Origin of the sequence: Candidatus Accumulibacter phosphatis, assembly GCF_012939955.1 — a bacterium.
GTDB classification, from domain to species: Bacteria; Pseudomonadota; Gammaproteobacteria; order Burkholderiales; family Rhodocyclaceae; genus Accumulibacter; species Accumulibacter delftensis.
Genome location: NZ_SPMY01000022.1, coordinates 47234 through 62024 on the forward strand (window position 1 = coordinate 47234; position 14791 = coordinate 62024).

The 14791-nt window shown below is 64.0% G+C and carries 18 protein-coding genes; 2 read left to right on the forward strand and 16 right to left on the reverse strand.

Annotated elements, in window-relative coordinates:
• Positions 1–47: 47 nt before the first annotated feature.
• The 7 genes from E4Q23_RS08480 to ribBA form a co-directional block, all read right to left on the reverse strand.
• Positions 48–932 carry a type IV pilus assembly protein FimV gene (locus E4Q23_RS08480; protein ID WP_169066237.1) on the reverse strand — a complete coding sequence of 295 codons (885 nt, stop codon included), beginning with the start codon at positions 930–932 and terminating at the stop codon, positions 48–50.
• Between the two features lie 133 nt (positions 933–1065).
• Positions 1066–1575 (reverse strand): CinA family protein, encoded by a 510-nt coding sequence (locus E4Q23_RS08485; protein WP_169066238.1) that lies wholly within the window; start codon positions 1573–1575, stop codon positions 1066–1068.
• Positions 1572–2102, reverse strand: coding sequence for a phosphatidylglycerophosphatase A family protein (locus tag E4Q23_RS08490; RefSeq protein ID WP_169066239.1), 531 nt, complete (start codon positions 2100–2102; stop codon positions 1572–1574). The genes E4Q23_RS08485 and E4Q23_RS08490 overlap by 4 nt, the downstream gene beginning before the upstream one ends.
• Positions 2074–3033: a thiamine-phosphate kinase gene (gene thiL / locus E4Q23_RS08495; RefSeq protein ID WP_169066240.1), complete on the reverse strand. Its 960-nt coding sequence runs from the start codon at positions 3031–3033 to the stop codon at positions 2074–2076. Before thiL ends, E4Q23_RS08490 begins: the two co-directional genes overlap by 29 nt.
• A 56-nt stretch (positions 3034–3089) precedes the next feature.
• Positions 3090–3578 (reverse strand): transcription antitermination factor NusB, encoded by a 489-nt coding sequence (nusB, locus tag E4Q23_RS08500; RefSeq protein ID WP_169066241.1) that lies wholly within the window; start codon positions 3576–3578, stop codon positions 3090–3092.
• Positions 3578–4093 (reverse strand): 6,7-dimethyl-8-ribityllumazine synthase, encoded by a 516-nt coding sequence (ribH, locus tag E4Q23_RS08505; RefSeq protein WP_169066242.1) that lies wholly within the window; start codon positions 4091–4093, stop codon positions 3578–3580. Before ribH ends, nusB begins: the two co-directional genes overlap by 1 nt.
• A complete protein-coding gene (ribBA, locus tag E4Q23_RS08510; protein ID WP_169066243.1) occupies positions 4093–5226 on the reverse strand; it encodes a bifunctional 3,4-dihydroxy-2-butanone-4-phosphate synthase/GTP cyclohydrolase II in 1134 nt (377 codons plus the stop codon). Before ribBA ends, ribH begins: the two co-directional genes overlap by 1 nt.
• A 407-nt stretch (positions 5227–5633) precedes the next feature.
• Here ribBA and E4Q23_RS08515 point away from each other — a divergent pair, with 407 nt between their 5' ends.
• Both E4Q23_RS08515 and E4Q23_RS08520 read left to right on the forward strand, forming a co-directional pair.
• Positions 5634–6470, forward strand: coding sequence for a response regulator (locus E4Q23_RS08515; protein ID WP_169066244.1), 837 nt, complete (start codon positions 5634–5636; stop codon positions 6468–6470).
• Positions 6467–6949 carry a thioredoxin domain-containing protein gene (locus E4Q23_RS08520; protein ID WP_248595325.1) on the forward strand — a complete coding sequence of 161 codons (483 nt, stop codon included), beginning with the start codon at positions 6467–6469 and terminating at the stop codon, positions 6947–6949. The genes E4Q23_RS08515 and E4Q23_RS08520 overlap by 4 nt, the downstream gene beginning before the upstream one ends.
• A gap of 22 nt (positions 6950–6971) precedes the next feature.
• On the opposite strand, the gene E4Q23_RS08525 is transcribed toward E4Q23_RS08520, so the two are convergent.
• From E4Q23_RS08525 to E4Q23_RS08560, 9 genes are all read right to left on the reverse strand, one after another.
• Positions 6972–7886 (reverse strand): MBL fold metallo-hydrolase, encoded by a 915-nt coding sequence (locus tag E4Q23_RS08525; RefSeq protein WP_169066245.1) that lies wholly within the window; start codon positions 7884–7886, stop codon positions 6972–6974.
• A 94-nt stretch (positions 7887–7980) separates the two neighbouring features.
• Positions 7981–8172, reverse strand: coding sequence for a DUF1289 domain-containing protein (locus E4Q23_RS08530; RefSeq protein ID WP_169066246.1), 192 nt, complete (start codon positions 8170–8172; stop codon positions 7981–7983).
• A 39-nt stretch (positions 8173–8211) separates the two neighbouring features.
• On the reverse strand, positions 8212–8481 hold the full coding sequence (locus tag E4Q23_RS08535; protein ID WP_336511635.1) for a DUF1289 domain-containing protein: 270 nt from the start codon (positions 8479–8481) through the stop codon (positions 8212–8214).
• A gap of 16 nt (positions 8482–8497) precedes the next feature.
• On the reverse strand, positions 8498–9442 hold the full coding sequence (locus E4Q23_RS08540) for a hydroxymethylglutaryl-CoA lyase (RefSeq protein WP_169066247.1): 945 nt from the start codon (positions 9440–9442) through the stop codon (positions 8498–8500).
• A gap of 1 nt (position 9443) precedes the next feature.
• Complete coding sequence (locus tag E4Q23_RS08545) at positions 9444–11480, reverse strand: acetyl/propionyl/methylcrotonyl-CoA carboxylase subunit alpha (protein WP_169066248.1); 2037 nt, start codon at positions 11478–11480, stop codon at positions 9444–9446.
• 124 nt (positions 11481–11604) lie between these two features.
• A complete protein-coding gene (locus tag E4Q23_RS08550; protein ID WP_169066249.1) occupies positions 11605–12399 on the reverse strand; it encodes an enoyl-CoA hydratase/isomerase family protein in 795 nt (264 codons plus the stop codon).
• Positions 12400–12413: 14 nt separating this feature from the next.
• Positions 12414–14039 carry a carboxyl transferase domain-containing protein gene (locus E4Q23_RS08555; RefSeq protein ID WP_169066250.1) on the reverse strand — a complete coding sequence of 542 codons (1626 nt, stop codon included), beginning with the start codon at positions 14037–14039 and terminating at the stop codon, positions 12414–12416.
• Complete coding sequence (locus tag E4Q23_RS23730; RefSeq protein ID WP_423753328.1) at positions 14039–14245, reverse strand: DsbA family protein; 207 nt, start codon at positions 14243–14245, stop codon at positions 14039–14041. The genes E4Q23_RS08555 and E4Q23_RS23730 overlap by 1 nt, the downstream gene beginning before the upstream one ends.
• Position 14246: 1 nt before the next feature.
• Positions 14247–14654 carry a 2-hydroxychromene-2-carboxylate isomerase gene (locus E4Q23_RS08560; protein WP_248595326.1) on the reverse strand — a complete coding sequence of 136 codons (408 nt, stop codon included), beginning with the start codon at positions 14652–14654 and terminating at the stop codon, positions 14247–14249.
• Positions 14655–14791: the final 137 nt, after the last annotated feature.

Sequence of the window (14791 nt, forward strand, 5' to 3'; positions counted from 1 at the left end):
GCCTCTACAAACGGTGGCTGGGAGCTGCGGCTGGGCGAGGCGCTGGTTCAAGCGGTGCGAGCGAGGCGACTTTCCATGCTGCCGATCAGCCATAGCAGCTCGCGCACCGCCCCAGCGGTAAAACCTTGTCGCTCGCCATTGCGGTTGTCGCGCAGGAGTTTGTTCAGGTAAATCAGGCATTCTGGCGAGCCCCAGGTGCGTGAAATCTCCGTGCTGATGCGTGCCACTCCGCCAAGCGTTGGCAGCTGCGGCAGCAGCTGGTCGATCGATGCGCTCCTTTCTTCGCCAACAAAAGCCAGCGCTTCAAAGGCTTCGCCGAGCGACTCCCATTCTGGCGAAGCCACGTTGAAGTGGCGTCTGAGTCGCTGGCCCAGCGCTTCGAAAGGCTGACGCTGCCCATTCTGTCGATAGAGTTCGAGGAGTTTCAGCCAGGGCGTCAGCGCCGCCAAGGGGTGGGCGCTGACAAAGCCCTCCAGCGCCTGCTCTGCGCCTCGGGCGCGCCCGAAGCAGAGCATGATCTCGGCGAGTTCGAGGACCGTAGCGACCTCGGCGTCACGGCGCTCTGGCTGCGGCTGGGCCGGCAACCCCGGCACGCCATCGCTCGCCGGGACAGCATCGGCAAGCATGCTGCTGTCGCCCTCGACAGGCGGCACATCGAGCTCGTTGTTGGCCTGCAGCTCCCAACCGGAATCGTCGCTGCTGTCAAACGGGGGGACGACAGAAAGCAGGATCTCCGGCGGCTCGAATCGCTCCTCACGGCAACGGCGAACCAGCCAGCTGACGCCGCCAAGCAAACCGAGGAGGGCCGCCAGCTTGAGCCACCAATTGCGGTGATCGAGCACGGCCGCGGCGCCACTCGCCGCGACGAAGGCAATCGCCAGCAGCGAACAAATACCCCATATAACGAGAGGAGTGTAGATTCTCGAGCGCATGGTCCGAAATGAAGACAGAGCAGATTCTGGTGGCTCATTTTATTCCGAAGCGCCCGCCTCTGACGCACCTAGCTGTCACATTACTTTATTTTATTAACGCTCTAGCAGAATTCCACAGAGCTGGCTGTGGGCCTCAGCCCAACGGCCTCCTGATGCGCTGCAGCAGCCCTTGCAGCGCATGCGCTACCGACTGCGCGCGCACCGCGGAGCGGTCGCCAGCAAAGCAGCGGGTTTCGGTCTCGAGGCGCCCTTGCGGCCCAGCCCAGGCGAAGCAGACTGTCCCCACGGGCCTGCCCGGAGACCCCCCAGCCGGACCGGCAACCCCAGTGACCGCCAGAGCCCAATCCGCACGGCTGCGACACAAGGCGCCGAGCGCCATGGCCGCCGCGCCGGCCTCGCTGACCGCCCCGTGTGCGGCAAGGATTTCGGCGCCGACGCCGAGCATCTCGATCTTGGCGTCGTTCGAATAGGTGACAAAACCCCGCTCGAACCAGCGCGAGCTGCCGGCAATCGCCGTCGCACACTGCCCCACCCAACCACCGGTGCAGGATTCGGCGGTCGCCAGGCGCTCGCCATTGGCCAGCAACTGCTCGCCGACTTCGGCAGCCAGCGCTTCCAGCGAAAATTGATCGCTGGCGCTCATGACAAGACAAAACGCAGAATCGCCAGCACCAGCAAGGTATAGCCAGCAGCGACCAGATCGTCGGTCATCACCCCGAATCCGTTCTTCACCTGCTCGTCGAAGTAACGCGCCGGTTGCGGCTTGCTGATGTCGAAAAAGCGGAACAGGCAGAAAGCAGTGGTCTGCCACAACCAATTATCGGGACAAAACAGCAGCACCAGCCAGAACGGTACGATCTCGTCCCAGACGATGCTGCCGTGATCGACGACACCCAGGTCGACGCCGGTCTTATGTACCGCCAGCACGCCGCCGACGAAACAGACGACAATGAAAGCCAGTAGTTCGAAGTCGCTCATGTACGGACGCAACAGCAGGAACGACAACCAGCCGAAGAGCGTACCGAACGTCCCCGGCGCGCGCGGCGACAAGCCACTGCCGAAACCACAGGCAAGCAGGTGCGCGGGATGCGCCATGAGAAACTGCAGGGAAGGCGGATGGGACGGATTGTAAGGATTGGGATCAGGCAAAGTGGTCGAATCCTTGGCCATCGACGGCTAGCTCCTGGCCGTCTTCGTCAAGCAGCGTCAGGCGCCTGTCGGCCGCAGCGACGATCCGGCCGAAGCGCCAGAGCGGCAGATCAAGCTCGGCGGCCAGCGCGGCAAGCTCGCGCCGTCTTGCCGGCGCTGCCGAGAAAACAAGCTCGTAGTCGTCACCGCCGGCCAGCTGGCATTGGCGCGCGAACGCCGGGTCGGCGCCGGCCGGTCTCGATGGCAGCTGCCCCACCTGGACTTCCGCGGCAACCGCAGAGCGTTCAAGGATATGCCCGAGATCCGCGAGCAAGCCATCCGAGACATCGATGGCCGCGTTCGCCAGGCGACGCGAGCGCAATTCCAGACCCAGTTCGACGCGCGGCCACGGTTGCTGCAAGGCCGCCAGACAGCGTTTGGCGAGCCCCTCCGCGAGCTCAGTCCGTCCCTGCAAATGGGCCAGCCCCAGGGCCGCCAGGCCCGGCCAGCCGGAAACCCAGAGGTCGTCACCGGGCAAGGCCCGATCGCGACGAAGCGCCTCGCCGGCAGGCAGCTCACCGAGCACAGTGAAGCACAGATTGAGCGGGCCGCGCGTCGTATCGCCGCCGACCAGATCAACGCCGTAGCGACTGGCGCATGCAAAGACGCCTTCCGAAAACGACGCCAGCCATTCCGCGCACGCTTCCGGCAGGCTGCCCGCAAGTAGCGCCCAGCGAGGCTTGGCGCCCATCGCGGCGAGGTCGGAGAGGTTGACCGCGAGAGCTTTCCAGCCGAGCTGGCGGGGGTCGGTATCGGGCAGAAAATGACGGCCAGCAACCAGCATGTCGGTGCTGATCGCCAGTTCGCAACCTGCCGACGGCACGAGCAGCGCGCAATCGTCACCGGGGCCGAGAACCGCCTGCGGCGTCGGCCTGGAAAAATACGTTCGGATCAGTTCAAACTCGCTGGGCATCACCGCCCCTCCTCCTTGCCAATGCACGACTTGCCGGGCTTGCTCGGCGACGCTGCTCAGCGTGCTTTGGCGCGTGCCGCGCGCTTGGCTTCGACCTCGGCCGGACGCAATCTGGCAGCCAGCTTGTCGAGTACGCCGTTGACGTACTTGTGGCCGTCGGTACCACCGTAAGCCTTGGCCAGTTCGATTGACTCGTTGATGATCACCCGATAGGGGGTCTGCGGATAATTACCCAGCTCGAAAGCTCCCGCCAGCAGGACGCTGGCCTCGATCGGTGACAGCTCGTCAAAGGGCCGGTCCAGATACACCTGTAACTGCTCCTGCAGCACCGAACGCTGGACGAGAACACCGCGCAGCAACTTGACGAAGAACTCACGGTCAGCCTTGTCGAAGCCTTCGACGTCGCCGAGGTGCGCTTCGATTGCTGCTTCGTCGTTGCCACTCAGCTGCCACTGGTAAAGCCCCTGCAGGGCGAACTCGCGGGCCCGGCGACGCGGCGACCTGACGGCACTGGCGTTGGCCTTGTTCGGCAAACCCCCGGCCATCACGAGCGCTCCCCGAGTGCCACCAGCAGATTGGCCATCTCGACCGCCACCTGTGCGCAGTCGGCGCCTTTCTGGTGCATGCGGGCCAACGCCTGATCGTCGTCTTCGCAGGTCAGAATTCCGTTGGCGATGGGCACGCCGCTGTCGAGCTGCACTTCCATCACTCCCCGGCTCGAGTCGTTGGCGACGATCTCGAAATGATAGGTTTCGCCGCGGATGACCGCGCCGAGTGCGACCAGCGCGTCGAAACGCTCGCTTTGTGCCATCGTCTGCAGGGCCAGGGGGATCTCCAGAGCGCCCGGGACGGTGGTCAGCGTAATGCGCGCTGCGTCGACGCCGAGGCGCTGCAACTCACTGAGGCAGGCACTGAGCAGGCCTTCACCAAGTTCCGGGCTGAAGCGGCTCATGACGATACCGATCGCCAGCCCTTCGCCGTCCAGCGAAGCCGCACATTCGTCGATGGCCTCGTCGCGACGCACGGGCGCGGTGTTGGTAGGCGTTGTCTGGATGCTCATCAGAGTCCTTCAAGGTCGGTCAGTTTGGCAATATGCCCAGTGACTTCGAGATCGAAGCCGGTCATGCTCGGCATCCGCCGCGGACTGGCCAGCAATTTCATCTTGCCGACCCCCAGATCACGCAGGATCTGCGCCCCGATACCGTAGATGCGCGGGTCCCAACGGGCAGCCGGACGTTTGCTCGCGGCTGGCTCACGGAGCATGGCGAGAATATCCTGACCGCTTTCGGGACGGTGCAGCAAGACGATCACCCCCGCCCTCGCCCGCGCCAACGCCGCTTGTGCGACGTCGAGCGAAAAAGTATGCCGCTCCCCACCCGGGTCAAGGAAATCGACGACCGAGAGCGGTTCATGCACCCGCACCAGCGTCTCCTGATCGGGGCAGATCTCGCCCTTGGTGAGCACCAGATGCACCTCGTTCGAGGTGCAATCGGTATACGCGTGCAGCATGAACTCGCCGTGCGCTGACTGTACCGCTTTCGACAGCGTGCGCTCGACCAGGGTCTCGTGCTGGCTGCGGTAATGAATCAGATCGGCGATGGTGCCGATCTTGAGGCCATGCTGGCGAGCGAAGTCGACCAGGTCGTGCAGACGGGCCATGCTGCCATCCTCGTTGAGGATCTCGCAAATCACCGCCGCTGGTTCGAGCCCGGCGAGCAGCGCCAGATCACAGCCAGCTTCCGTATGCCCGGCACGCACCAGGACACCGCCCGCGCGCGCCATGATCGGAAAGACATGCCCGGGCTGCACGATGTCGGTCGGCTCGGCGTTACGCGCCACCGCCGCCTGGATGGTCAGCGCGCGGTCCTGCGCCGAGATCCCCGTGGTCACCCCTTCGGCGGCTTCGATTGAAACCGTGAACGCCGTACTGTACGGACTCTTGTTGTCGCGCGCCATCTGCGTCAGGCCCAGTTGCCCGCAACGCGCTTCGGTCAACGTCAGGCAAATCAGGCCACGCCCGAAACGGGCCATGAAGTTGATCGCTTCCGGCGTAACATGCTCGGCGGCGAGAATCAAATCGCCTTCGTTCTCGCGGTCTTCCTCGTCGACCAGAACGACCATCCGTCCGGCACGCATTTCGACAATGATTTCTTCGATCGGTGATACATCGCCAGAAGTGCTCTGTGGTGCCATTCTTTACATCCTCCACGCCGGGCTTGCGCGTAAATAGGCCCACGCCAACTGGCGACAGGCCATCGCCTGCTAAGACGGGCAGGTTCCTCGGACGCCGCACCGCTCCAGCTGCGTCTGGAAGGGGCAAAGCTCGCCTGGCAAACGCCGCCCCGGCCAGCGTCGCTCCCGAGCCCGGCATTCTCTCAGTTTCCGGGCTTGACCGCTATGCAGGGATGAGGCAGATGCTGCTATTGCGGCTATTCGTCGACCAACGCCCTGCCCGGCGATCGCCCAACAAGTCAATTATTCGTTTTATCATGGTCGACAGCGACAGCCCAGGGCAGTCGGCTGATCAGTTGAACGGTAACTGGGTGTGCGTCGGCACATTCCGACGAGGGTGAATGCCAAGAGGGCGAAGGATCAGTTCAATGTCAATCAATGAGAGCTTGCTGTTGATCGCCGCGGGAGTCGGCGTGGCCTTTTTCGCATGGCGCTCCTTCAATACACGTCGCTCAGCGAACGAGCAAGCGGAACGGACGGCAATTCAAGACGCTGCCCGTGCAGAGGCCCAGCGCAAGGCCGCCGAGGAAGCCGCTCGTGCCGAAGCCGAACGCAAGGCCGCAGAAGAAGCCGCTCGTGCCGAAGTCGAGCGCAAGGTCGCCAGGGAGGCGGCGCAGGCCGAGGCCGACCGCCAGGCCGTTGAGAAAGCCCAGCGCCTGGAAGATGAGGAACGGCTGGCGGTCGACCAGGCCATTGCTCGAGAAACCGAGCGCCAGGCAAGCGAGGAAAATGCCCGCCGAGCGGCTGAACGGAAAGCTGCCGAGGACGCACGGCAGCTAGCCGCGACCCGCACCGCGACTGTCGCGCCGGCAAAAGCGAAGACGCCAGAAGAAACAGTGGTCATGGTCGCAGACGATTCCAAGGTGGTCCGCGTCAAGACCGGCCGGCTGTTGGGCGCGCAGCACTATCAAGTGGTAATGGCTGAAGACGGACTGGACGCCGCCCGGCAAATCGAGAGAGCCTTACCCGATGTACTGATTACCGACGTTGATATGCCCGGCATGAGCGGCTTGCAGCTGACACGGCAGCTGCGTGCCCATGCGGCGACCGCAGGGCTGCCGATCATCATGGTCACTTCGGACAGTGAGCAGTTGCGCGGTGAAGCACACGCCGCGGGCGTAAACGTGCTGCTCGGCAAACCCTACCCCGAGGCGCAACTGCTCGCCCATATTCAGAGCTTGCTTAGCGGACAGAGCTGCACTTGAGGCAGCACGCAACGAGCAGCGGCGAGATGGAGAGGGAGAGCACAGCAAGGTCCGAACAAGCGCCGACGCACGCGGAACGAAAACCCGCGCTGGCCGAGTTCGTCATCGTCTGCCTGTGCGCTGAGTGGTGCGGCGTTTGCCGCGAGTACCAGGACGGCTTCGCGAAGCTTGCCCGCCAGTTTCCGGGAGCCGGATTTCACTGGCTGGATATCGAGGAACACGCCGACGATCTGGGCGACATTGACGTGGACAACTTCCCAACGCTGCTCATCAAGCGCCGGGAGCTGGTCCTTTTCTACGGGACGATGCTACCCACAGCAAGTCACCTGAAACGGACAATCGAAGCCTTCCTCGAACAAAGCATTGAAGAAAGTGAGGAATACGCTTTCTCGAACGTCGAGCGGCACGGCTGGCAGGACGACCAGGACCTGCGCCGACTCAACGCAACGAGCCTGGGCGAACTCTGCCCACAGGTCTAGCCAACGCGACGTTGTAGCGCACCTACAGGGCAACCAGCACGCCCTGCTCGTCGCGTAGCGTACCGACGCGAATCAGGTCGCGAACCAGGCGCTGCGCCAGCGCCTGGTTACTGAGATTGAGATAGCGCGTGTTCACGCTCTGGCAGAAACTCAGGCCGGCCAGAAAATCAGGCAGATCGGCACGTGGCAGTTGCCGCCTTTCCAGCAAGGCAAAAGCAAGGATCACCTTGAGCGCGTGCCAGGCGAGCAGATCGATATCCTGTTCGAAAGCCGCCAGCCGCCGATAGGCCCGCTCAAAAGCATCGTCGACCTCGATGAACGGCGCGCCATGACCGGGAATCACCAGCTCGACCGGCAGGCGAGCCAGCACGTCGAGCGTTTCACGGGCCGCCTTCAGGCCGCCGGCACCTTCCGGATGGCCGAGAATCTCCGAGAAGATGACCCCGAAGCCGTTCCGCCACAGGGCGTCGCCGGAGATCAGGATGCGCCGCTCGGGGTTGTGAAAAGCAAGCGCGTCCATATCGTGGCCGGGAACCGCAATGGCCCGCCAGTTGAGACCGCCGAGCTCGCTTTCATCGCCAGCGGCAATCGTCGCGTCGTGGCGAAAACGCGTAGCGGACTGGCCAAGCGGCGATAGCAAGAGCGCCTCTTCGTCCCACTCGGCAATCGTCGCATCAATGCCGTGCGGAACAATGACCTGGCAGCCGAAAGCCGCGCTCACCGCCGCGTTGCCGCCGATATGGTCGGAATGCGAATGGGTGTTCAGCAAGCGGGTCAGCCGCCGACCCGCTAGTGCGTGTTCGAGCAAGGCGACGGTCTGCTGGGCCTGCGTGACGTAGCCGCTGTCGATCAAGGCCGCCTGCTCGCCTTCAAGAAAGACGATATTGTTCGACGACAACCAGCCGCGCTCGAGAACCAGCAGGTTCTCGGGCAGCATCAGGGACCGTCCGGAGAATCGTCGGGAGACATCAGCGACTCCCCGGAGGATCGTCGGGCGACATCAGGACTCACCCGGAGAAGCGCCGGCAGCATCAGTGCTTGCCTGGAGAATCGCCGTCGGGGCCCGCATCGACGACCCGCAGCGGACGCGCTTCCTCGGCGACGATCTCCTGCGAAGCCTCGGATACCGGCTCGGGCGGGCGTCCACAGCCAAGGCAGTAACCCGAATCGGGGTCGAACATACACACACCGACGCAGAGATAGTCGTCTTCAGTCGTGCTCATTCGCGATGACCCTGCTCACGTAACCCACTGCCGCCCGGTCTATTCTTCACGCGCTCGCTCCTCGCCTCTGCTGCTGCCCGTCGGCTCACAGTCGTCACGGAAGTCCTCGCCTGCCGCACAGGCACTGTGCTCGATGCGGCGACGCTCGACAGCGACCAGTATGTTCAGGCGCTGCTCGTCCCGCGTTCGGCTCCAGACGGCGATCTCCGCAATGGTCCGGAAGCAGCCGATGCAGAAACCGCCGTCGTCGTCCATTTTGCAGACGTTGATGCACGGCGAAGCGACGCTTGGCGTCGGCGGTTGACTCACGACAATCTCCTCCCCATCAAAGACCTTGCTCCTGCTTTTCGCCAGCCCGCTGGCGGGCGAGCAGCGCGCGCGCCGCTTTCGACGCAGATTCGCGGCCCAGGTGACTCGAGATGAACTGGCCGGCAGCGAGCAACTTGTCGATATCGACACCGCTCTCGATGGCCAAGCCCTGCAGCAGATAAACGACGTCTTCGGTAGCCACGTTACCGCTCGCGCCGGCCGCATACGGACACCCACCGAGCCCGGCGATCGAGCTGTCGAAGACCGCCATGCCCATTTCCAGCGAAGCGTAGATATTGGCGATCGCCATCCCGTAGGTGTCGTGGTAATGGCCCGCCAGGCGCTTCATCGGCACCACTGCCGCACACGCCGCCAGCATTCTCTGCACCGACGCCGGCGTCCCGGCACCGATGGTATCGCCGAGCGAAACCTCGTAGCAACCCATGTCGAGCAGCTGCCGCGCGACCGCGGCAACACGCTGCGGATCAACGGCGCCTTCGTAGGGGCAGGCGACCACGCATGACACGTAAGCACGCACGCGTATCTCGAGCGCGCTGGCGGTGTCGACGACGGCAGCGAAACGCTTCAGACTTTCGGCAATGCTGCAGTTGATGTTCTTCTGCGAGAATGACTCCGAAGCGGCACCGAAAATTGCAACTTCCTGCGCCCCCGCTTCTACCGCCGCGTCGAAACCCTTGAGGTTGGGCGTCAGAACCGGGTACGCCACCTGCAGCCGGCGTCGCGGACTCGCCAAGACCGCGCGCAGGACCTCGGCGTTGTCTGCCATTTGCGGCACCCATTTCGGCGACACGAACGAGGTCGCCTCGATGGCCGGCAGGCCGGCGTCGGCGAGACGCTCGATGAGTTCGACCTTGATCGCCGCCGGGACGATCTGCGCCTCGTTCTGCAGACCATCGCGGGGACCGACTTCGACCAGTTTGACCTGTGCCGGCAGCGCCATCTCAATTCTCCGCGGCAAAATCGAGCAGTTCGGCGCCATCGGCCACCTGATCGCCGGCGGCGTAGCAGAAGGCCTTGACGATACCGTTCTTCGGCGCCGTAATCGTATGTTCCATCTTCATCGCTTCGAGAATCAGCAGCGCGGCGCCCTTTTCCACCTGCTGCCCGACCGCCGCCAGCAAGGCCACCACCTTGCCCGGCATCGGTGCCGTCAAACCGCCACCCTGTGTTCCGCCGGCTTCAACCAGATGCAGGGGATCGTCGCGCAGAATGACGTAAGTGGTGCCATTGAGGAAAACGTGCCGTTTCTGTTCCTGCTTCTCATTGACGGCGACGACGCTGGCCACCAGGCGACGGTCGTCCAGCTCGACCGCCAGCTGGCCGGCAAAGCGACCGCTTTCGAGAACCCGGCCGCGCGCCAGCACCGACTCGCCAGCCAGCGCCAGGCGCCAGCCGTCGGCCTCGTAAGCAACGGCCACTTCGTACACCGAATCGCCGCTGCGATAGGTTAGCGTGCGTTGCGACTGGATGTTCAAGCGCCAGCCGTCGTGCGAACTCCACGGCGACCAGGGGTCGCCCGAATGGCTGGCCCTGTTGAGCGCCGCCGCCTGCTCGCGGAGCAGACCGGCGACCGCGGCGACAAAGAAGACATTTCGCGGTGGTTCGCTGCGCGCCGGGAACAGGAACTCGCGGCTACGCTCGATCAGGCCGGTGTCGAGATCGGCGTCGGCGAAAGCCGGGCAGACCACCAGGCGTGACAGGAAAGTGACGTTGGTACTGACGCCGACGATGCGATAGTCGGCCAGCGCCTGCCACATGCGCGCCAGAGCCGCGTCGCGGTCGACATCCCAGACAACGAGCTTGGCGATCATCGGATCGTAGTAAGACGAGATTTCGTCGCCTTGTTCGATGCCCGTATCGACGCGCACATTGAGGCTCTCGGCCGGTGGCGAGAGATGCACCAGTCGCCCGGTTGACGGCAGAAAGTCCTGCTCCGGATTCTCCGCATAGATACGCGCCTCGAGCGCGTGTCCACGGATTTCCAGTTGCTCCTGGCGCAGCGGCAGCGGCTCGCCGCTGGCGACGCGCAACTGCCACTCGACAAGGTCCTGCCCGGAAATCATTTCGGTCACCGGATGCTCGACCTGCAAGCGGGTGTTCATTTCCATGAAATAGAAACTGCCGTCGCGCACGAAAGTGTCACTGGCGATGAACTCGACGGTACCGGCACCGACGTAGCCGACCGCGCGCGCGGCGTCGACCGCCGCCTTGCCCATTGCTGCACGCCGTGCCGCGCTCATTCCCGGAGCTGGCGCTTCTTCGAGGACTTTCTGGTGCCGGCGCTGCACCGAGCAGTCGCGTTCGAAGAGATGAACGTAATTACCCTGCGTGTCGGCGAAAATCTGGAATTCGATATGCCGCGAACGGCTCAGATACTTCTCGATGAGCACCTTGTCGTCGCCGAAGGATGAGGCTGCCTCACGCTGGCACGAAGCCAGCGCCGCGGCAAAATCCTCGCCGCGCTCGACCAGACGCATCCCCTTGCCACCACCGCCGGCCGCGGCCTTGATCAGCACCGGATAGCCGATCGCCTCGGCCTCGCGCTGCAAACGCCCCGGTGCCTGGTCGTCGCCATGATAGCCCGGCGTCACCGGAACGCCGGCAGCGCTCATGATCGCCTTGGCGGCGGACTTCGAACCCATGGCGCGGATCGCTGCCGCCGGTGGGCCAATGAAGACAATCCCCGCCGCAGCACAGGCGTCGGCAAAGACGTCGTTCTCGGACAAAAAGCCGTAGCCCGGATGAACCGCCTGCGCAGCGGTACGACGGGCCGCATCAAGAATGCGCTCGCCGACCAGATACGACTCGCGGGCGGCAGCCGGACCGATGCACACCGCCTCGTCGGCAAGGCGCACGTGGCGGGCGTTGGCGTCGGCCTCCGAGTAGACGGCGACGCTGCGCACGCCCAGACGACGAGCGGTCTTGATCACTCGGCAGGCGATCTCGCCGCGATTGGCAATCAGAATCTTGGTAAACATCGGAGCACCTTTCACCTTCACGCCGCCAGGGCAGCGCGAGTAGCAGAGTCAGCAGCGGCAAGCCGCAAGACAATAGCTCTTGATCTCGGGGCATCGTTTCCCGGCAAGTCGGCAACTCTGCGCCTCACTCGAGCAGCCAGTTCGGCCGCCGCTTTTCGAGAAAAGCGGCGAGACCTTCCTGGCCTTCCGGGCTGGCGCGCACGCGGGTAATGCGTTGCGCCGTTTCGGCGATGGTCTGCTCGTCGATCGGCTGCCCGGCAACGACACGTATCAGCGCCTTGCACTCGGCCTGCGCGCGCGGGCCATTGGCCAGCAAACCATCAACAATCTCGCCAATGGCTTCGTCGAGTTGTTCGTCACCGGGGACGATCTCGTGCAGCAAGCCTATCCGATAGGCTTCGGCGGCCGAAAAGCGCTCGGCGGTCAGCATGTAGCGCCGGCTGTAGCGCTCGCCTATAGCCGCCAGAACGTAGGGGCTGATCACCGCCGGAATGATTCCCAGCTTCACTTCGCTAAGCGAAAAGACGGCATCGTAGGTGCCGACGGCGATATCACAAGCGGCGATCAAGCCGACGCCGCCGCCATAGGCAGGCCCCTGAACACGCGCGATCGTCGGCTTCGAAAGTTCGTTGAGGGTCGACAAGAGTTCGGCGAGGCGATTCGCGTCGCGCAGGTTTTCCTCCTCCGAGTAGTTGGCAGCCGCGCGCATCCAGTTCAAGTCGGCACCGGCGCAGAAGCTCTTGCCGGTCGATGACAGGACGACGGCGCGAACCGCGGGGTCGGCGTCGAGTTCACGCAGGCCGGCGGTGATCTCGGCGATCAGTTGCTCGTCGAAAGCGTTGTGGCGCTGCGCCTTGTTCAGGGTCAGGATGCCAACACCGCCGTCGACCTCGGTCACTATGGATTCGTAGTCGCTCATCAAAGCCTCGTTCATCACATCCGGAAAATGCCGAACTTCGTCGCTTCGGCAGGAGCGTTCATTGCCGCCGACAGGCCGAGTCCGAGGACGCGGCGGGTGTCGGCCGGGTCGATCACGCCGTCGTCCCAGAGACGGGCGCTGGCGTAGTAGGGGTGACCCTGGAGCTCATACTGGGCGCGGATGGGTGCCTTGAAGGCTTCTTCGTCGGCAGCGCTCCACGACTTGCCGGCGGCTTCGATGCCGTCGCGCCTGACCGTTGCCAGAACTGCCGCTGCCTGCTCGCCGCCCATCACCGAAATACGCGCGTTCGGCCACATCCACATGAAACGCGGTGAGTAGGCTCGACCACACATGCCGTAGTTGCCGGCGCCGAACGAACCGCCGATGACGACGGTGAATTTCGGCACCCTGGCACAGGCGACAGCGGTCACCATCTTCGCACCGTCACGGGCGATACCGCCGTTTTCGTACTTGCGACCGACCATGAAGCCGGTGATGTTCTGCAGAAAAATCAGCGGGATGCCGCGCTGCGCGCAGAGTTCGACGAAGTGGGCGGCTTTCAGCGACGATTCGGAAAACAGGATGCCGTTGTTGGCGACAATGCCGACCGGATAGCCCCAGACGCGCGCGAACCCGCAGACCAGGGTTGTTCCGTAACGCGCCTTGAACTCGTCGAAGTCCGAGCCATCGACGATGCGGGCGATGATCTCGCGGACGTCGAAAGGCTTCTTGGTATCGGTCGGGATCACTCCGTACAACTCTTCAGCCGCGTACAGCGGCAGGCGCGGCTCGCTCAGGGCAAGCGCTGGCCGCTTGCGCCAGTTGAGGTTGCCGACGATGCGGCGAGCGATGGCCAGTGCATGCGCATCGTTTTCGGCGAGGTGATCGGCGACCCCCGAGATACGCGTATGCACATCGGCGCCCCCGAGGTCTTCGGCGCTGACCACTTCACCGGTCGCCGCCTTGACCAGCGGCGGCCCGCCGAGAAAGATCGTCCCCTGATCCTTGACGATAATCGATTCGTCGGACATCGCCGGCACGTAGGCGCCGCCCGCGGTACATGAGCCCATCACCGCCGCGATCTGCGGGATACCGGCCGCCGACAGATTGGCCTGGTTGTAGAAGATGCGACCGAAATGTTCCTTGTCGGGAAAGACATCCTCCTGCATGGGCAGGAAGGCGCCACCCGAATCGACCAGGTAGATGCACGGCAGGCGGTTCTCGCCGGCAATCTCCTGCGCGCGCAGATGCTTCTTGACGGTCAGCGGGTAATAAGTGCCACCTTTCACCGTCGCGTCATTGGCGACGATCATGCACTCGACGCCGTTCACCCGGCCGATGCCGGTGATCAGCGAAGCGGCCGGCACCTCGAAAGGATTCTCGGCACTACCGCCATACATGCCGTAGGCCGCCAGCTGCGACAGTTCGACGAAGGGCGAGCCGGGATCGACCAGGGCGTTGACGCGCTCGCGAGGCAGCAATTTGCCGCGTGCCAGATGTTTCTGGCGCGCGCTTTCAGGCCCCCCGAGGGCGATGCGCGCGACCGTTGCGCGCAGATCGGCGACGACGCTGCACATGGCCTCGGCGTTGGCCCTGAAATCGGGGCTTCGCGCGTTGAGCTGGGTTTGCAACACGGGCATCAGAAACCTCCAGAGGTCAGCCAGCGGTCCATTTGTGGCAGGCGGTCAACGCCAAAAAATGGCTCGCCGTCGACGATCATATACGGTGATCCACAAACCCCCCTGGCCAGCGCTGCATCGCATTCACTTTTCAGGCGCTGCTTGAGCGCGGCACCGGCGAGCGCTTCCGACAGCGTAACGCGGTCGACACCCTGCTGCGCTGCCAAGTCAAGCACCACATCGAGAGAGGAAACGTCGCGACCATCGACATAAAGGGCACGAAAAAACCGCCGGTGCGAAAGCGCGCGCAGCTTCGCAGGCCTGCTCGCAATCCTGATCGTGGAACCAGTAAAAGGCGCGCGCCGCGTGCTGCGTGGCAAGCGGAAAGTTCGCCGGATGCGTGTAGGGCAGCCCGAGGAAGCGCGCCGAGCGCGAGAAATCGCGCACCGAGTACTCGCCCTTGAGCGGCACCAGGGTCAATGGTGCCGCACCGGTGTGCTTGAACACCACGCCGAGCAGAATCGGCCGCCACCTGACCGTGCGCCCGTGGCGCGCGGCCAGTTCGTCGATTTTCTCGGACGCCAGATAGCCGTAGGGGGACGAGAAGTCAAAGTAGAAGTCTATGGGTTCGGACATGGTCTGTTTCTCCCAAGGCATTTAGGTGTTTGTGGGCCTGCGGTCGAGTTGCGCCCGTCCGTAACCCTTTCAGCAGCTTCTACAAGCGATCACGGCGCGAGCCCAGCCCGCCGGACAAATGCCGCGGCGAGTGTGCG